Origin of the sequence: Pantoea dispersa (assembly GCF_035783935.1) — a bacterium.
Taxonomy (GTDB): Bacteria; Pseudomonadota; Gammaproteobacteria; order Enterobacterales; family Enterobacteriaceae; genus Pantoea; species Pantoea dispersa_C.
Window position 1 is genome coordinate 888,240 of record NZ_JALKOV010000001.1, and the last position, 17,711, is coordinate 905,950.

Annotated in this window: 14 protein-coding genes; 2 read left to right on the plus strand and 12 right to left on the minus strand. The window is 59.7% G+C overall.

Annotated features, from left to right (window positions below; genetic code table 11):
- Nucleotides 1-10: 10 nt before the first annotated feature.
- The 8 genes from MXF20_RS04345 to MXF20_RS04380 form a co-directional block, all read right to left on the minus strand.
- Nucleotides 11-1,288, minus strand: a complete 1,278-nt coding sequence (locus tag MXF20_RS04345; protein WP_325967815.1) for an ABC transporter substrate-binding protein — start codon at nucleotides 1,286-1,288, stop codon at nucleotides 11-13.
- A gap of 27 nt (nucleotides 1,289-1,315) precedes the next feature.
- Nucleotides 1,316-2,419, minus strand: coding sequence for an ABC transporter ATP-binding protein (locus MXF20_RS04350; protein WP_325967816.1), 1,104 nt, complete (start codon nucleotides 2,417-2,419; stop codon nucleotides 1,316-1,318).
- Between the two features lie 145 nt (nucleotides 2,420-2,564).
- The gene (locus MXF20_RS04355) at nucleotides 2,565-3,530 is read right to left on the minus strand and encodes a sugar-binding transcriptional regulator (protein ID WP_309787069.1); all 966 of its coding nucleotides are present in this window, start codon (nucleotides 3,528-3,530) and stop codon (nucleotides 2,565-2,567) included.
- 108 nt (nucleotides 3,531-3,638) lie between these two features.
- Complete coding sequence (locus MXF20_RS04360; protein WP_325967817.1) at nucleotides 3,639-4,496, minus strand: phosphogluconate dehydrogenase C-terminal domain-containing protein; 858 nt, start codon at nucleotides 4,494-4,496, stop codon at nucleotides 3,639-3,641.
- A complete protein-coding gene (locus tag MXF20_RS04365; RefSeq protein ID WP_021506005.1) occupies nucleotides 4,493-5,311 on the minus strand; it encodes a sugar phosphate isomerase/epimerase family protein in 819 nt (272 codons plus the stop codon). The genes MXF20_RS04360 and MXF20_RS04365 overlap by 4 nt, the downstream gene beginning before the upstream one ends.
- A complete protein-coding gene (locus MXF20_RS04370; RefSeq protein WP_325967818.1) occupies nucleotides 5,308-6,084 on the minus strand; it encodes a triose-phosphate isomerase family protein in 777 nt (258 codons plus the stop codon). The genes MXF20_RS04365 and MXF20_RS04370 overlap by 4 nt, the downstream gene beginning before the upstream one ends.
- Before the next feature lie 2 nt (nucleotides 6,085-6,086).
- Nucleotides 6,087-7,832: a dihydroxyacetone kinase family protein gene (locus tag MXF20_RS04375; RefSeq protein WP_325967819.1), complete on the minus strand. Its 1,746-nt coding sequence runs from the start codon at nucleotides 7,830-7,832 to the stop codon at nucleotides 6,087-6,089.
- On the minus strand, nucleotides 7,816-9,168 hold the full coding sequence (locus MXF20_RS04380) for an MFS transporter (RefSeq protein WP_325967820.1): 1,353 nt from the start codon (nucleotides 9,166-9,168) through the stop codon (nucleotides 7,816-7,818). Before MXF20_RS04380 ends, MXF20_RS04375 begins: the two co-directional genes overlap by 17 nt.
- 423 nt (nucleotides 9,169-9,591) lie before the next feature.
- On the opposite strand from MXF20_RS04380, the gene MXF20_RS04385 reads away from it, so the two are divergent.
- Nucleotides 9,592-10,050, plus strand: a complete 459-nt coding sequence (locus MXF20_RS04385; protein WP_325967821.1) for an RpiB/LacA/LacB family sugar-phosphate isomerase — start codon at nucleotides 9,592-9,594, stop codon at nucleotides 10,048-10,050.
- Between the two features lie 94 nt (nucleotides 10,051-10,144).
- On the opposite strand, the gene MXF20_RS04390 is transcribed toward MXF20_RS04385, so the two are convergent.
- The 3 genes from MXF20_RS04390 to MXF20_RS04400 form a co-directional block, all read right to left on the minus strand.
- Nucleotides 10,145-10,849, minus strand: a complete 705-nt coding sequence (locus tag MXF20_RS04390) for a pirin family protein (protein WP_325967822.1) — start codon at nucleotides 10,847-10,849, stop codon at nucleotides 10,145-10,147.
- Between the two features lie 116 nt (nucleotides 10,850-10,965).
- Nucleotides 10,966-11,607, minus strand: coding sequence for a glutamate racemase (locus MXF20_RS04395; RefSeq protein ID WP_325967823.1), 642 nt, complete (start codon nucleotides 11,605-11,607; stop codon nucleotides 10,966-10,968).
- 166 nt (nucleotides 11,608-11,773) lie between these two features.
- Nucleotides 11,774-13,246 (minus strand): carbohydrate porin, encoded by a 1,473-nt coding sequence (locus MXF20_RS04400; protein ID WP_325967824.1) that lies wholly within the window; start codon nucleotides 13,244-13,246, stop codon nucleotides 11,774-11,776.
- A gap of 426 nt (nucleotides 13,247-13,672) precedes the next feature.
- On the opposite strand from MXF20_RS04400, the gene MXF20_RS04405 reads away from it, so the two are divergent.
- Complete coding sequence (locus MXF20_RS04405) at nucleotides 13,673-15,139, plus strand: catalase (protein WP_325967826.1); 1,467 nt, start codon at nucleotides 13,673-13,675, stop codon at nucleotides 15,137-15,139.
- A gap of 60 nt (nucleotides 15,140-15,199) precedes the next feature.
- Here MXF20_RS04405 and MXF20_RS04410 read toward each other — a convergent pair whose 3' ends face one another.
- The gene (locus tag MXF20_RS04410) at nucleotides 15,200-17,560 is read right to left on the minus strand and encodes a membrane-bound PQQ-dependent dehydrogenase, glucose/quinate/shikimate family (RefSeq protein WP_325967827.1); all 2,361 of its coding nucleotides are present in this window, start codon (nucleotides 17,558-17,560) and stop codon (nucleotides 15,200-15,202) included.
- Between the last annotated feature and the right edge of the window lie 151 nt (nucleotides 17,561-17,711).

A 17,711-nucleotide genomic window follows, 5' to 3' on the forward strand; every position in this document is an offset into this window, starting at 1 on the left:
GGCGCGGCCGCTACTGATAGTCTTTCAGCAGGCGGTCAGCCTGTTTCTGCGCATCGGCCAGCGCCTGAGCCGGGGTTTTGCTCTGCGTCACCGCTGCTTCGATGGCGTGATTGAGCGCGTCCTGAATCTGCACGCTATTGTAGGTTGACAGTTCCGGCTGGGCATATTTCAGCTGCTCACGCGCCACCAGCGCCTGTGGCACCTGCTGCACATAGGCTTTCATTGCCGCTGTGTCCCATGCCGCTGGCGAGGTGGCGACATAGCCGGTGGCGATGCTCCAGCGCGCGGCCTGTTCCGGTGCGGTGACCCAGCGGATAAAGCGCATTGCCGCCTGCTGCTGCGCCGGTGAGGCGCTTTTGAATACGTACAGGTTGCCGCCGCCGGTCGGGCTGCCGCGCTGGGTTTTCTCCGGCAGCATCGCGACGCCAAACGGGAAGGTCGCGTTGTCACGCACGTTGGTCAGGTTGCCGGTGGTAGTGACCATCATGGCGGTTTTGCCGCTGATGAAATCCTGCGGCGTGGTGCCCCAGGCAATCGCCCCCTTCGGCGAGACTTCCTCTTTCTGGCCGAGGTCGGTCAGCCACTGCAGAGTTTCCACGTTGCCCGGCGTGTTGAAATACACGGCGTTGCCCTTGCCGTTATCCAGCCGTCCGCCATTGGTGGCCGCCAGCCCCTGGAAATTCCAGTAGCCGTTTGGCGTGGACGGGATCTCAATGCCCCACTGGCTGACACCGCTGGCCTGTTTCAGCGTCAGCTTTTTGCTGAATGCCACCACCTGCTGCCAGGTGGCGGGCGGCGTATTCGGATCCAGACCGGCTTTCTCAAACGCCTGTTTGTTCCAGTACATCACCACGGTTGAACGCTGGAATGGCACACCCCACACTTTGCCATCAATGTGGCGCAGAAAGGCCGGATAGAAGCTGTCGATCCATTTTTTCCCCTCTTCACCCGTGGCTAAATCACTGGCGGCGACAATGGCACCGGCATCCATTAGCGACCAGGCTTCGATATCGCCCATCACCGCCAGCTGCGGCGCGTTGCCACCGCGAAACGCCGTCAGCGCTTTGGTCACGGTGGTGGCGTAATCGCCGGTGTAGACCGGCTGAATGCTGATCTCAGGGTGCTGTTTTTCAAAATCCGCCACCAGGGCTTCCACGGTGTGGCTGACTTTACCGCCGACCGCAATCGGATAGTACATCTGTAACTTCACCGGCTCGGCAGCAAACACCGACGCGGAGGCGCACAACATAACGGCACAGGCCAGAGGCGAGAAACGGATCGCAGACATGATTTTCCCTTGAATAAACGACAACGGTTAAACAGCGTATTTTTTCTCAGCGGGCAGCATCTGGCCTTCAGCCGCGACACAGCGCTGGCCGCTGGTGGTGGAAAAAAGGTATTGCCGGTTGGTGGACCACTGCAGGCCGACCAGGCTGTCATCCGTGAAGCGCTGCAGCCCGGGCACTTTGACGGTCAGTGATTCCGTGATACCGGGCAGCCGACACACCAGCAGCGTATCCGCGCCCATGTATTCGTAGCTCACCACCCGCGCGCTTAGCGCAGCCTGCTGCGGGGCGACCAGCTGGATATCCTCCGCGCGCAGGCCAAGACTCAGCGCCGTGTCGCCGGCGTAGCTCAGCAGCGGCGTGCTGAGATGGCTGAGATAGTGCTGCGCGCCTTTGCTGTGCAGCGGCAGGATGTTCATCGGCGGTGCGCCAATGAACTGCGCGGCGAAGCAGCTTGCCGGCTGGTTATAGAGCTGATCTGGCGTGCCGTGCTGCTCAATGCGGCCATCGTTGAGCAGAATGATGTGATCGGCCATGCTCATCGCTTCGGTCTGATCGTGCGTAACGTACAGCAGGGTCAGACCGAGCTGCTTTTGCAGCGCGCGGATTTCGCGCCGCATGCTCTGACGCAGTTTGGCATCCAGGTTGGATAACGGCTCATCCATCAGGCACAGCGTATTGTTGGCGATCACCGCCCTGCCCAGTGCCACGCGCTGCTGCTGGCCGCCGGAAAGCTGCGCGGGCAGTCGCGCCAGCAGCGGTTCCAGTTCGAGTAACGCGCTGACCTGCGCCAGCCGGGCGGCAAACTGTTGCTTATCTTCACCGCGCGCCTTCAGGCCAAACAGCAGGTTTTCCCGCACGCTCAGGTGGGGAAACAGCGCGTAAGACTGAAACACCATCGACAGTTTGCGCTGCGCCGGAGGCAGCTGCGTCACGTCGGCATGGTTGAAATGGATGCAGCCGCTGTCGGCTGTTTCGAGCCCGGCGATGGTGCGCAGCAGCGTCGATTTGCCGCAGCCTGAGGGGCCGAGCAGCGCGACGAAGCTGCCTTGTGCCACGTCGAAGCTGATATCCCGCAGCGCGATGTGGTCGCCCCAGGTTTTCGTGATGTGTTGCAGCGAGAGATGGCTCATGCATCCGCAGTCCTGAAATCAGAATGGCGGTAAGCTAGCTGAGGCGGATGAAAGATTTATGGCGCTGGCGTGACGGTTGAATGATGGGCGGCAAAAATCCGCAGCCCGGCGCAGCTTCAGGCCGCGCCAGGCAGGCGTTGATGCGTTACTGCGACATGCTGAGAATGGTGCGGATGTTCTGCGCCGTGGTGGCGATGATGTCGATGGCACCGGTGCGCAGCGCGCCGAGGATCGCCATGGCTTTGGTGTTTTCTGCTGCGATGGCAATCACGCAGGGAATTTTACGCAGCTCGTCGATACTCAGGCCAATCACCCGATCGTTCATCACCGTATCCACGTGCTGGCCCTGGGCGTTGAAAAAATCATAGCCGGCCACGTCGCCGGTTACGCCCTGATTGACGCTGGCATCAATGATCTCGTGCGGCGTGAACCAGCCGAGCTTCACCATATAGCTGTTTTCGTTCATGTCACCAATGCCCACCAGTGCAACATCCGCTTTGCGCGCGCGGTCAAGCGTCTCTTTGATGGTGCCGTTTTGCATGAAGGCGTCGCGCAGCGCCCGGTTTTCGACGTAAGCCGGGGCGTACAGGGTTTCGCTGATGCCGCCAAACTTCTTCGCCAGCCGGCGGCTGATGTGGTCCGCGTTGATGGCATCGCCCGGGCGATGGGTGCCACCAATCCCGCTGATAAACAGGCAGTTGCGCGTTGGCACCTGGCCGGGATAATCGGCGACGGCCGCCACATTGCGCCCCTGGCCGACAGCGACAATGGCGTTGTCTTTCAGCGACTGTGCCAGATGCGCGGAGACCAGCGCGGCCACCTGACGCCGTTGCTCGTCGCTGTCTGGCGAATCAAGCGCAATCAGCGCACGCTGCAGATGGGGAAAGCGCGCCTGCAGCTGCTGTTCCAGCCGCGTGCTGAACACCGGATGGTAGCGCACGTTGATCTCAACGATGCCCTCTTCGCGCGCGCGTTTCAGCAGCCGCCCCACCTTGATACGGGAAATTCCAAACTTACGCGCAATCTCCTCCTGGGTGATTTCGTCCTGATAATAGGCGACGGCAATTTCCGTCAGCAGCTCGGAGTCCTGAGAAAGCGTGTTTTTTTCCATCCGTTACCTGTCTTGTATCGTCGTGCGGAGTGCTCAGCAGGGAGTTATATCATTGATGCGACTCGCTTCGCCAGCCAGCGACGCCGCGAGTCGCGGCTGATCTCACGCTCAGCGCTGAATGGCGTCGATCTTCAGCATGCGGGCAATGACAGTATCCAGCTCTTGCTGATCGAAGATCTGTTTCCAGTCCGGCTTGATGATCTTCTCGCGGCCATACTCCATGGCGATCATGCAGGCATCTGAGAACGGGTTGGTGGCGCGGAAAGCCACCGCCAGCGCAATCTGAATATGGCCGTACAGCATGGCCTTCGCTGCCTCTTCCGGAACGCCGCTGTGTTTCACCGTTTCATCCAGCGCTTCTTTCATGAAGGCACCGACCATGCAGGCGACGGTTTCGACCAGCGTCGGCTCCAGATACGCCAGCTGCGTCACCGTGACCCAGTGCACCTGTTCAACCGGGCCGTACATCACGCTGATCACCTTACTCAGCTCTGCCTTCTGTTCAGCGCTGCCGCTTTCCCAGGCTGCCGCGACGTGCTGAACGGCAGCGACGCCACCAAACGCATCGGCGTGCTCCTCTTTGGTGTAGCGGGCCAGAAATACCGACGGATGGCACGGATGCGCAACTGCGTATTCAATGCCGTCACGCTGGGCGATCAGGTTGGCATAGGCCGCGGCCGGATCGAGCGTCAGCAGCACCGCACCGCTTTGCATCTGTGGCACCACGCTTTGCGAGACTTTGCCCAGTACGATATCCGGCACGGCGAGGATCACCACGTCACTCAGCGGCACCACCGACGCGGCATCCGACAGCTCGCGTCCCTGTGCAATCACCTGCTGCTGCGCCTGCGGTGAATTCTCGCAGTAAAACACCTGATAAGCGCTGTGCTGCAAATTAGCGGAAATACGCATGCCCATTTTGCCGCCTGCGCCGATCACGGTGATGGTTTTCAATGCCTTGCTCATGTTAACGACTCCTGATCTTGTTTACTGCGTAGGAATTCAACGGCGCGGCGGGTCCATTCGGCTTCCCGCGCGCAGGTCTGCGCGGCATCGTCCTGCCACGGCAACCAGTGTTCGATGATTTGGTTGATGTCGCGATCGGCTGGCCGCACGCTGGCGATCAGCCGGTCATAATCCAGCTTCCCTTCGCCCATCGGACAGCCGGCCAGGGTAAAACCGACCCAGCCGGCACGGCGGGTAAAGGCGAAATCTTTGATGTGCAGATTGCCGACGCGCGCAGCGGTATTGGCGATCACCTGCTCCTGCAGTTCCAGCCCGGCGACGCAGTTGGCCGGATCGAGACAGACGCACAGCCACGGCGAGAGAAAGCGGTTGATCACCGACATCATCGCCGCGCTGCTGACCTGCTCGTAGGTTTCCAGGCACAGCCGCACCTGCTGGCGGGCAAAATCCGGCAGCACGGCAGCAATCAGATTGGCCGCTTCATCCAGCGATGGCCGGTGATCGGCGGTGTTGAACATTGAACGCACCACGCGAGCGTCGAGGATAGCGGCGATGTGCAGATAGCGGCGCAGGTGCGCGCTGCCGAGACCGCGCGTGCCGAGCTCCAGCGTAATGCCGAGCGCGTCCGCCTGCTGACGCAGCGCCAGCAGCTGTTCATCTGACCACTGCTCAATCGCCGGGTAGTCGCAGATCTGAAATACTGACACGTCGAGATCGGCGGTGTGCTGCAGCATCTGCGCCAGCGTCAGCGGCTGTGGCACCTGTGGCGACATGCGCCAGAAAAACGCGTAGGTACTGAGTCCGATGCGGCTCATGACAGCAGTTCCTCAGCCAGTACACTGGCTTCTTGTATAATCTGCGCCAGCGCCTGCGGATCGTGAGCAAAGCGCCCCAGGAACAGGCCGTTGACGTCACCGCCGAGGCGCTCAATCAGTCCCGGCCCGGCACTGCCGCCGTAGATTACCCGCAGCGAGATGCCGTCAGGCGTTTTCAGCTGCTGCAGTCCGCTGCACACCGCGCGGATATAGCTGTCCGGTGCTGGCTGCGGCGCACCGATCGCCCACTGCGGTTCATAGGCAAACAACACGTCACCGTGCAGATTGTGCTGTACCGCCTCCGCCAGCGCCTCCTGCAGCTGCTGCTGGCACAGCGCGATTGCCTGCTCCGGCATGCCCTGCTGTGGTTCACCGATGCACAGCACCGGCGTCAGATGGTGGCGCAGCGCCATCGCCACTTTGGCGGCGATCTGTGTTTTATCTTCATGAAAATGGCGGCGGCGTTCGGCGTGGCCGATCTCCGCCAGCGAGCACCCCAGTTCCTGCAGCATGCTGGCGCTGACCTCACCGGTCCAGGCGCCGTTTTCCGCCTGACACACGTCCTGCGCACCGACGCGCACCGGCGTGCCGGCAAAAATCTCCCGCACCGCCGGGATGGCCGGATAAGCGGGCAGCACAAACAGCCCGACGTCACCGCGCTGCACCGCCGGATGCTGCGCCAGCGTCGCGACCTCGCGACACCACGCCAGCGTTTGCTGATAGCCGAAATACATTTTCAGGCTGACGCCAAGCCAGATTTTAGGCTGAGCCATAATTACGCTCCCTGTTCAGATGCACTGTGTTCTTTTAACAGATTGCCAACGGTGTTGACGATCATGGCCAGTGAAACCGCACCGGCATCCGGCGTGCCGACGCTTTTTTCTGCCAGCGGACGCGCGCGACCCACTTTGGGCACCAGCTGCGCGGTAGCCTGCGCGGCCTGATCCGCCACTGCGGCCGCCTGCAGCCAGGCTTCGGTGAGTGACGCGCCCTGCGCCACCGCAGCGCTCAGCGTGTCGCTAAACGGCACCAGCACGTCAACCATGGTTTTATCACCGACGCGCGCTTTACCGAAATGCATAATGCCCTCTTTGGCGTCACGGACCCCGGCGGCAACGCGCTGCGCATCCGCTGGCGCGCTGTCGCCGAGCGCGGTGCCGAGCGCCGTCAGGGCAACGCCCCACAGCGCACCGGACGTGCCGCCCGCTTTATCTGCCCAGGCATCGGCAGCGCGACACAACAGGCTGCCGGCGCCGGCGCCACGTGCCGCAATGTCCCGCGCTTCCTCCACCGCGCCGAGTACACCGCGCTCCATGCCGATGCCGTGATCGCCGTCGCCGGCCACCGCATCAATGTCGCCCAGCTGGCCAGCATGACGCTGAAGCATCACCGCTACTGCTTCCAGCAGCTGTAGCACACGCCGGGCGCTGTGCTGTGATTCCGCACTGGCCTGCGGCAGCGTCTCTTCATGACGCTCTTCACACCCGGTGGCGCTGAGCGGTTCGGCGATCAACGCGCTGCCCTTGCGGTAGGCCGGCGCGTTAGCGGGGGCGCGCCACAGCGTTTCCAGTTCATCATCCAGCCACATCAGCGTGAGCGAGACGCCCGCCATATTAAAACTGGTGACGAATTCACCGACGTCCGGCTCCACCACCTGCAGCTGCGCTGCCGACAGCAGCTGGGCGATGCGGCGATACACCACAAACAGCTCTTCATACTTGACGGAACCCAGGCCGTTGAGGATCACTGCCACGCGCTGTCCTGCCACCTGCGCGACATCCGCTGGCCGCTCACTCAGCAACTTGTCGACAAAGATTTCTGCCAGCTCGTCGGCACGTGGCACCGTCGTTTCGCTGATACCCGGCTCGCCGTGAATGCCCAGCCCGAGCGCCATGCGCCCTTTCTCTACCTCAAACAGCGGATGCGAAGCGCCCGGCAGCGTACAGCCGGAAAATGCCACGCCAAAGGTGCGGGTGCGATCGTTGGCGTGCTGCGCTTTTTTTAGCACCGTAGCCAGATCGTCACCCGCTTCGGCTGCTGCGGCCGCCACTTTAAACACACACAGATCGCCGGCGACACCGCGTCGCTTCAGGCGTTCATCGTGGCTGGCGCTGGACACATCATCCGTCACCGCCAGCACTTCACAGGCAATGCCCTCGGCGCGCAGTCGCTCGCACGCCTGACCAAAATGCAGTACGTCACCGGCATAGTTACCAAACAGCAGCAGCACGCCCGCGCCGTTATGCGCCGCCCGCGCCACCTTATAAATCTGCTGCGCCGACGGCGAGGCGAACAGGTTGCCCATCGCCGCGCCGTGCGCCAGGCCCTGGCCGACCAGTCCGGCGAAGGCCGGATAGTGACCGGAACCGCCACCGACAATCACCGCCACGGTGTCCGGCTGGCTGCGCGTGCTGCGCACCACGCCACCGCTCACCTGACGCACTTTATCGGCGTTGGCGGCCACAAAACCTTCGATCAGCTCCGCCGCAAACGCGGATGGCTGGTTAAACAGGTACGTCATGTTTTTGCTCCTGTACGAATGAGGTTGGCTGAGGCTGCACGCGACGGCGATTAAGGAACAGCATCAGCACGGCGGAGAGCAGCATGAAGCCGCCAACCACGAACATCGGTAAGGTGTAGCTTTGGGTCGCATCATGCAGTGCGCCGGTGATGTAACCGGCGGAGAAGCCGGCCACGTTGCCGAGGGTATTGATAAGCGCAATCGCCGCGGCCGCCGACGCGCCGGTAAGGAACTGCGTCGGCAACGTCCAGAAATTGGGTAATGCGGCGAAGATGGCGCTGGCCGTTACCGCAATCACCATGATGGTGGTCAGCGGCGAATCCATGTACAGCGCCAGCGGCACGCTGACGCCGCCCGCAACGGCAGGAATGGCGATGTGCCAGGTTTTACACCCGCGCCGTGCTGCATCCCGTGACCAGAAAAACATCACCACGGCGGCTATCAGGTACGGTACACCGGTGATCAGCCCTTTCTGCATCACGTTGAAGGTAGTGCCGAACTGCTGCTGGAAGCCGGCGATTATGGTCGGCAGGAAGAATGCCAGCGCGTACAGACCGTAGATAAAGCCAAAGTAGATCAGGCACAGCAGCCACACGCGGCTGTTGCCCATCACCGAACGTACGCTGTGCTGATGCTGCCCCTGCTTGTGCTGATGTTCCGCTTCCAGCTCGGCCATCAGCCAGTTTTTCTCCTCTTCATTCAGCCATTTTGCCTGGCGCGGTGAATCGACCAGCCAGAACAGCGCCGCAATCCCGATGAGGATCGCCGGCAGCGACACGCCCATAAACATCACGCGCCAGCCTTCAAGACCAAACAGGCCGTGCTGCTCAATCAGCGAGGCGGCCAGCGGTGCGCCAAACACGACTGTCAGCGGCTGCGCCAGGTAGAACAGCGACAAAATTTTGCTGCGGTGGCGCGCTGGCACCCACAGGCTGAGATAGAGGATGGCGCCCGGGAAGAAGCCGGCTTCCGCAATGCCCAGCAGCAGGCGCAGCGTATACAGCCCTTCCACGCTGCTGACCCAGGTAAACAGCAGCGAGACGATGCCCCAGCTGATCATGATGCGCGCCAGCCAGCGCCGTGCGCCGAACTTATGCAGCGCCAGGTTGCTGGGCACTTCCAGCAGGATGTAGCCAATAAAGAAGATGCCGGAGGCGAGACCAAACTGCAGCGCGCTCAGGCCGAGGTCCTGCGTCATGCCGTTAGGACCAGCAAACGAGATGGCGGTGCGATCGAGGAAATTGATAAAGAACATCAGCGCCACAAACGGCACCAGACGCCAGGAGATTTTGCGTATCGCGGCCTGCTCAACCGCGCTGCCGGCAGAGTGGCTCATAACGCACCTCCAGTACGGGCGCAGCACAGGGATGTTGGCCAGGCGCGAAGCCGGCGCTGACGGCAGACGGGGTACGAGGTATGACGGAAATGACACATGTTCGAGTCCTCAATGGGTCTTCTTGTACATGGATAGGGTCAGGCGAACATATGAACACTACACGGATATTTGCACAGAGCTCAAGCGCAACTGATAAAAGTGTGACTGTGCGCATGAGATTTGATTTCAGGGTGATTTTCCGGATTTTTCGCAGCCGCAGCGCATTTTGCTGCCTTCGCATAGAGGATATTGCGTGGCCGATCGCTAAATCATATGAACACCTATTGAACATATGATTGATTATGTGGCAGGCTGTCATTGAACATCTAATCACCTGCCGAACATATGTGCAGGTGGCAGACCCTGTATCGCTGGAGAGACGTGATGAAAACGATTGCTATTGGTGCCGATGATGCGGCTATCGATCTGAAAAATATCATTAAAAAGCTGCTGGAAGAGCAGGATTACCAGGTCACCGATTACACTAACGATGCCCACAATGACCGCCCGATGTACCCGGACGTGGCGTTTGCGCTGGCAACAGCGGTGCAGCAAAAACAGTTTGAGCGCGGCATTTTGCTGTGTGGTACCGGGATCGGCGTGGCGATCGTGGCGAATAAAGTGGAAGGGGTGCGCGCCGCGCAGTGTCACGACACCTTCTCTGCCGAACGCGCGCGCAAGAGTAATAATGCGCAGATCATGACCATGGGCTCACGCGTGATCGGGCCGGAACTGGCGAAAAACATCGTCAATGCGTGGCTGGCTTCTGAGTTTGAAGGCGGCGGTTCAACCGCTAAAGTGGAGAAGATCGGTTACTACGAACAGGTTTCACACGCTAAATAGCCGATTGCGTCGCGGATGCTGGACGGTCCGCTTTTGCGCGTGAACGTATCAGTGAAATACTGAAACGCCTCATCCGGCGTTTCAGTTTACAGTGTCAACTGCCGCTTAGCGTGCCGCTCAGCACTGCAGGCGCATCCTGCTGCACCAGAAAGGCCACCAGTGTCGCGTCGCGCTCGCCGCTGATCGCCGGCAAGGCAGCGCAATCGCTCACCGCATCGCCTTTTTGCAACCGCACATCGCCGGTACGCACAATGCCGTCCAGCACCGTGACCCAACTGGCATAGCCGGGCAGATGCGGGACTTCCACCTGCGCACCGCGGCTCAGTTTGATGTCATAGATAAACACCGCCTGACGCAGCGTCAGCGGCGCCTCGCTGTGCTGCGGACCGGCCAGCAGCGTCCACTGGTTAAGCGCTGCGCCCTCTGCGCGGTACACACTCTGCACCTGCCCTTCACCGCCGCCGTGGGCCGGGCGGATGTACGCCTGCAGCATTTCGCTTTCAATCAGCGGTGCTGACTCTTCATGGCGCACGCCGCTGCCCGCATTCACCAGCAGCGCGCGCTTGCCATTGAGGGCAAGCGTGGCGCCGTCGTCGCGTTGATGCTGCAGCGAGCCGCGCCAGACGTAGCTAAAAATCTCATCATCCTGATGGCGGTGCATCGGCACTACCGCGCCGGGTTTCAGCGTCATCTGGTCGACAATCGCCAGCGCGCCCAGTTGTTCTCCCGGCCGCTGCCGGCGAATGGTAAAGGGGCCGTATTCAAACAGCTGGTCACGCTGCGCTTTAATCACGTTCATCAGGGGTTTCCTCAAAAATCAGGTTCTGATGACCATCATAAAGGCTGCAAAATTGCGTAACAGTAGGCCTTTTTGTTGGCTTAAATCAGCGATTTTGAACGATCGCCGTTTGCGACTTACGCCTGCTGCTGCACAAAGCGCAGCGCCAGGTGCGGGCTGGTAAGTGGACGCTGCTGCTCAGGAAAATGTGAAGCTGCGCCGGCCATCGAAACCTGAGCCAGCGCCACCTGACAAGCGCCCTGCTGCTGGCCCGCGCGCACCGCATCGGCGATCAGCACGTAATACTCGTCCAGCCGGCCAGCTTTGAAGGCGGTCCATGCGTCGGGGATCAACCTGACTTGCGGACGCTGGTCGGGTGCCAGACTCTCCGGGCAAAACAGCAGGCGCGTGCTGTGCAGCGTGGACTCCGCGGCACACAGCACCAGCGCCGGTCCGCCACGGCGATGCACTTCATCTGCCAGCATGCGGTCAGTGCGATAGACCGCACAGCGCTGCTGTGGATCGCGAAAGCTATCCGCGGCGGCACCCAGGGTAGAACAGGTAATCAGAATCGCCTCGAACCACGGCGTCAGGCTGAGTAACCATTGCTCCAGCCGCTGCTGCTGCGCTGGCGTCATGCCACCGCTGCGTTCCGCTTCAGCGAGCAGATGTGGCATCACCAGATGGCTGATTTGCTCCGGCGGAATGCCGAGCGACTGCGCGGCGTCATCAAAAACAGCAATATTACTGGCGGCGGTATGCAGGCAGGCAATGGTCACAACGATTCCTTATCGCTTCAGGTTCAGTACGTTGCACTATAGCCGCAATCGGTGGCTGAATGCAGCTTTAGCGCTGCATATCAGGCTTCGCCGGATGCGGTGCGAGGCATTTTCAGCGCCTCGCACCGTGCCGCTCTCCTTCAGCCGATCCACGTCAAGCGCGACCTCAGAACCACACTTCTGCCTGCACGCCGAAGTTCCAGTTGCCGCCAGCAGTGAAGCCGGCGCTGCCGAAATCATCATTCAGCGCATAATTGTCCAGCGCTTTAGACCAGTTCATCCAGGTCGCAAACAGGCGAATCTCCGGCCGCACCAGCATGTCGTTGATGTTGCCAACTTTGAAGGTGGGCGCAAAGGTCAGCTTATACACGTCGCCCTTCACCGCGTTGTACGTCACGATGCTGCCGCCATCCTGATAGCTGCGGCCATTGGGTTTGAGGTCCATATACAGCCACGACGCTTCGTACTGCAGCGCAAAGTTTTCGGTGATTGCCTGGGAAGCGCGCAGGTTGATCGTTGCCCAGTCGTAACGGTCGCCTTTGCGGTAGCGATCCTCGCTATGCTGTGCCAGCAGCGACGGGGCGACAGACCAGCGATCGCTGAGTGGCACCACGCCGAAGGTGGCCAGTCGCAGCGCGCTGGCGTTGCGGGTTAAGTCGCCGTCGCCGCCGATCTGCCGCGTTTCTGCGCCCAGCCCTTTTCCCCATTGAATCGCATGGGTGCTGCTGCCCGGAGCCAGACCGTAGAAGCGGTTTTTATCGTGCCAGGCCAGCATGGTAAATACGCCGTGCTTTGCCGTATCGTCACTGCGCAGCGCATAGCTACCGGTGGTCGATTCGCGCCCTTTCAGTTCGTCGTTACCGTTTGCGCTCATACCGGTCAGCATCCACTGCCAGTTGCCATAAAACTGGTTGGAGGTCAGCAGCAGGTTTTGCACGTTGTTATCGTCGTAGCGGCTGCTGCCCAGGTCGCCAAAGCTGCGGCCGTAAAAGGAGAAATCGCTGCGCCATTGATCGTTCCACGTCAGGTTGCTGATGCCGCCGCCGGTGCCGCCGAGAAACACGATATCGGTATCGGTAAAGTGCAGGTCAAAATTGTTGCCGTCAAAGCGTTTGCCTGCCCACAGCGAGGCATGTTGCGCGGCACCCCCAAAGCTGGACAGATCCCCCATCTCCACACACACCTGGCGGATATTCAGATTGTTATCGTTATTCTGCACCCACGGATCCGGGCTGGACGAACCGTCCGCCAGCAGCGCTTTGAAATTGGCCCACGAACCATTACTGAACCGGGTCTGATTGTGGAACCCCAGCTCGATATAGTGATCCTTTTCATTACCGAGCCGGCCAATATGCGCATCACCGCCGATGGAGCTGGCAGGCGAAATACCCGGACCGGCTCGTCCGCCGCGTCCTTTATCGTTAATCAGCAGCCCGGAACGCGCATAGCCGGAAAAACGAAATGTGTTGCTGACGTCAGATGTGGCCTGCTTTTGCTGCTGCTCATCGCGGGCGATTTTCTCTTCCAGCTGCGCCAGACGCTGCTCCAGCGTCAATGGCTGCGCCACCGCTCCGCCACCAAAAATAACCAACGCGATAGCCAGTGCCAGGCGCGTGGTTTTTGCCTCATGCATCACCATATTTATCTCTCTTATTATGTCCATTTATGTGTAATAACGGATTTACCGTTAACGCAGCGAGAGCATAAATAAGCTGTTTTGGGTTTATTTTGATCAATATCATGAATGTAAAAAGTGATAATTTACATGAAGTTATAAATAGATCCGTTAATTGCCCCTCTCTTTTTGCCTGAATAAAAAAATCCTCTGCGACTTGTCTCAAAATATTCAGGAATTAATTTTTCTTTTACGAGCTAATTCGCAGAATGGCGCTTTTTCCGGCGGGATAAATCTGCTTAGTCCGTGGCAGAAATAAACCACAAATTTGCGAGCTGTGCCGCATCGCTTAACATCGCAGCGCGTGATGCAGGCGCAATTATTCCGGCAAGCCTGCGCCTCGCTGCTACGCTTAGTGGTTGGATTATCCTTACAAAAGCTGGAGATATTATGAGCAATGACGATCGCAAGCCGACCACCACGGATGCTGGCATTCCGGTAGCCAGCGACGAACATTCGCTGTCCGTCGGTCCTGATGGTCCGCTGATGCTGCACGATCACTACCTGATCGAGCAGATGGCCAACTTTAACCGCGAACGTATTCCAGAGCGCCAGCCGCACGCCAAAGGCAGCGGTGCGTTTGGCTATTTTCAGGTGACAGAAGATGTCAGCCGCTACACCAAAGCGGCGGTATTCCAGCCTGGTACCAAAACCGATGTGGTGATGCGTTTCTCCACCGTGGCCGGCGAGCGTGGCAGTCCGGATACCTGGCGCGATCCGCGCGGCTTCGCGATCAAGTTTTACACCAGCGAAGGCAACTACGACATGGTGGGCAACAACACGCCGGTGTTCTTTATTCGTGACCCGATGAAGTTTCAGCACTTTATCCGCTCGCAGAAGCGTCGTGCCGATAACAACCTGCGCGATAACGATATGCAGTGGGATTTCTGGACGCTGTCGCCGGAATCGGCGCATCAGGTCACCTGGCTGATGGGCGATCGCGGTATTCCCAAAAGCTGGCGTCACATGAACGGCTATTCCAGCCATACCTATATGTGGGTGAATGCTGCCGGGGAAAAATTCTGGGTCAAATACCACTTCAAAACCGATCAGGGCGTGGAATTCCTGACGCAGGATAACGCCGATCTGCTGGCCGGCCAGGACGGCGATTATCATACGCGCGATCTGTTCACCGCCATCAAAAACGGCGACTTCCCGAGCTGGACGCTGTACATGCAGATCATGCCGTTCGCCGAGGCGGAAACCTATCGCTTCAACCCGTTCGATCTGACCAAGGTCTGGCCGCACAGCGATTATCCGCTGATTAAAGTCGGCAAACTGATGCTCAACCGCAACCCGACCGACAACCATGCGCAGATTGAACAGGCCGCGTTTGAGCCGAACAACCTGGTGCCCGGCATCGGGCTGAGCCCGGACAAGATGCTGATTGGCCGGGTGTTTGCCTATGCTGACGCCCACCGTGCCCGTCTGGGTGTCAACTACAAGCAGATTCCGGTCAACGCCCCGCAGGCACCGGTGCACAGTTACAGCAAGGATGGCGCGATGCGCATCAATCCGGTGAGCGATCCGGTTTATGCGCCCAACTCCAAAGGCGGTCCGGTGGCGGACGGCGAGCGCTATCCCACGGACTCCACCTGGGAAGCGCACGGCAACATGGTGCGCGCGCCCTACACGCTGCGTAAGGATGATGATGACTTCGGCCAGGCCAATACGCTGGTGAATAAAGTGCTGGATGAGGCGGCGCGTGACCGGCTGGTCAACAACGTCAGCGGCCATTTGCTGAATGGCGTCGAGGAGCCGGTGCTGTCGCGCGCGTTTGAATACTGGCGCAACATCGACCAGACAATTGGCGATCGCATTGCCCAGCGGGTGCAAACCGAGCGCGCAAAGCGTTAACGCGCTGATATCAGAGCTATAAAAAAGGCGCCCTAGGGCGCCTTTGTTGCATCGACAGGATTATTTCAGACGGAACGCCACTACGCTGTCGCCCGCTTTGGTGCCGAGCGAGCCGTGACCACCAGCGGCAATCACCACATATTGTTTACCGTCGTCGCCCATATAAGTGGATGGCGTTGCCTGCGCACCCGCGCTGAGCTCCTGCTGCCACAGCAGCTTACCGGTGGTGCTGTCATAGGCGCGAATGTAATTGTCTGCAGTCGCACCGTGGAACACCAGATCGCCCGCCGTTAGCAGTGGCCCGCCGTGCGCTACCATGCCCATCGGGAAGCCAATCGGGAAGCGGCCCGGCAGGAAGCTGGTTTTCAGGTTTTTCGTGGTGCCAACACGACGCAGCCATTCAGTTTTACCGGTTTTCAAATCCACGCCGACCATGCGGCCCCACGGCGGTGCAATGCACGGAATGCCGAGGCCGGAAGCCAGCTGCTGGATGTGGATGGCGTAATCACCGTGGAAGTTTTCGTTCCAGTAAGGCTGGCCATCTTTGGTAAACAGGCGCTCCGTCGCCGTGGCCGGCGTGCGCTTGATCAGGTTGTATTTGTAGGCGAGGCGCACCGGCGCGGCAATCAGCATCTGACGCTGTGGATCAACCGCTACCGATCCCCAGTTAAACACCCCGATATTGCCCGGGAATACCAGCGAGCCGCCCTCTGTTGCTGGCGTCCACGGGTTGCCGTCATAGCGCAGGCTGCGGAAATCCATGCGGCAGGCCATCTGATCAAACGGCGTGATGCCCCACATTGACTTCTCGGTCAGCGGCTGCGGAATAAAGTTCAGGCTGGACACCGGCTGAGTGGCAGCAAATTTCTCGCCCGGCACGCCGCCTTCCGTCGAAACCTTCACCTCGTTAACCGGATAAACCGGCTGGCCGGTCAGGCGATTGAGCACAAACAGGTTGCCGGTTTTGGTCGGAAGGATCACCACCGGCTGCTTCTGGCCCTGATAATCGATATCCACCAGCGACGGCTGCGACGGGTTATCGCGGTCCCACAGATCGTGATGGGAACTCTGGTAACGCCATTTGAACGCACCGGTCTGCAGATCGAGCGCCACTAACGCATCACGGAATTTCTCGGTATTGCTATTGGCGTCACGCTCAATGCCGACTTCATCCGGCGAGGCGTTGCCAAACGGCACATATACCAGGCCGTTTTTCAGGTCGGCGCTCAGCGTACCCCACGCGACCGGCGTATCCTGCGGATAGGTCTGACCGGCGGCAATGGGTGCGGTGTTCTGCGGATTCGCCGGATCAAAATTCCATACCAGGCGACCACTCTGCGCATCATAGGCGCGAATCACGCCAGAGGGATTGCCGCTGTTGAAGCCGTTATCCATTACCGAGCCGCCGACAATCACCAGATTGCCTGCCACCAGCGGCGCGGCGGTCTGCATCAGCGCGTGCGGACGGACGTCACCCATGTTGGCATGCAGATCCACCACGCCGTTGTTGCCAAAGTCGGCGCACGGTTTGCCGCTGTCGGCATCCAGCGCAATCAGCCGCGCATCGGTGGTGGCATTAAAGATGCGCTTGCGACACATCGCTGGCGTTGCCGCCGTGTCCTGTGCGGCAACCGGCGCACCCGCGTAATAGCTAACGCCACGGCAGGTCTGATGCTGCTGCAGGTAAGAACGATCCTTCGCCGGCGTGTATTTCCACTTCACCGCGCCGCTCTGCGGATCAAGCGCGTGCACTTCGTTGTGCGGCGTACAGAAATAGAGCATGCCGTTGGCTTTCAGCGGCGTGGCTTCAAAGGTGTATTCGGTGGCGTCGTTATCCTGACGCAGATCGCCGGTGTGATAGGTCCAGGCCACTTCGAGATTGCTGACGTTATCTTTGGTGATCTGTTTCAGGCTGGAGAAACGCTGGCCGTCGGCAGTGCCGCCGTAAGCGGTCCAGTCGGCGGCCGCGCCCTGCTCGCTGTTTTGCTCACGCGCATTGGTGATGGTGCCGGCCTGCGGCAGCGGATCGTAGAAACATAACCCAATCACCAGCACGATCATCAGCACCACCGTAGTACCGAGCAGACCGTGGAAGCGGCGCTGTCCCTGATACAGCGGTTTTACCACCCACGGCATCGCCAGCCACAGGCCAATTACGCCAAACAGATCGCCGCGCGGGATCCACTGCCACTTGTCGAAGCCGACTTCCCAGATCATCCATGCCAGCGTAATCCACATCAGCACCGCATACAGGCTCAGCGCGCTGCGCTGATTGCGGAACAGTAAAATGGCGGTAATCAGTAAACCCACCGCCATCAGTGCGTAAAATGCGCTGCCGCCCATCATCAGCAGCCTGCCGCCCATATAGAGCAGTGCAATACCCAGAATCGCCAGCACCAGACTGGTCAGCTTGTTTATCATGCGAATCCCTCAACGCTCATCATTATTAACCACCCCAAACTAAAGACACATAAACTCAACAAAATCTTAACTTACGTAACCGTTAGTTAAAAATCTGCCTGGCGGCGTGTCGTTAGTGCCGCTTATCAATGTAGCTCTGCTCCTCCACGCT

Excerpts from the sequence above, each read along its gene's own strand:
- MXF20_RS04345 (WP_325967815.1), bottom strand. The coding sequence starts at position 1,288 with ATGTCTGCGATCCGTTTCTCGCCTCTGGCCTGTGCCGTTATGTTGTGC.
- MXF20_RS04405 (WP_325967826.1), top strand. The coding sequence starts at position 13,673 with ATGAGCAATGACGATCGCAAGCCGACCACCACGGATGCTGGCATTCCG.
- MXF20_RS04390 (WP_325967822.1), bottom strand. The coding sequence starts at position 10,849 with ATGAACGTGATTAAAGCGCAGCGTGACCAGCTGTTTGAATACGGCCCC.
- MXF20_RS04370 (WP_325967818.1), bottom strand. The coding sequence starts at position 6,084 with ATGGCTCAGCCTAAAATCTGGCTTGGCGTCAGCCTGAAAATGTATTTC.
- MXF20_RS04375 (WP_325967819.1), bottom strand. The coding sequence starts at position 7,832 with ATGACGTACCTGTTTAACCAGCCATCCGCGTTTGCGGCGGAGCTGATC.
- MXF20_RS04400 (WP_325967824.1), bottom strand. The coding sequence starts at position 13,246 with ATGGTGATGCATGAGGCAAAAACCACGCGCCTGGCACTGGCTATCGCG.
- MXF20_RS04385 (WP_325967821.1), top strand. The coding sequence starts at position 9,592 with ATGAAAACGATTGCTATTGGTGCCGATGATGCGGCTATCGATCTGAAA.
- MXF20_RS04365 (WP_021506005.1), bottom strand. The coding sequence starts at position 5,311 with ATGAGCCGCATCGGACTCAGTACCTACGCGTTTTTCTGGCGCATGTCG.
- MXF20_RS04360 (WP_325967817.1), bottom strand. The coding sequence starts at position 4,496 with ATGAGCAAGGCATTGAAAACCATCACCGTGATCGGCGCAGGCGGCAAA.
- MXF20_RS04350 (WP_325967816.1), bottom strand. The coding sequence starts at position 2,419 with ATGAGCCATCTCTCGCTGCAACACATCACGAAAACCTGGGGCGACCAC.
- MXF20_RS04410 (WP_325967827.1), bottom strand. The coding sequence starts at position 17,560 with ATGATAAACAAGCTGACCAGTCTGGTGCTGGCGATTCTGGGTATTGCA.
- MXF20_RS04355 (WP_309787069.1), bottom strand. The coding sequence starts at position 3,530 with ATGGAAAAAAACACGCTTTCTCAGGACTCCGAGCTGCTGACGGAAATT.
- MXF20_RS04380 (WP_325967820.1), bottom strand. The coding sequence starts at position 9,168 with ATGAGCCACTCTGCCGGCAGCGCGGTTGAGCAGGCCGCGATACGCAAA.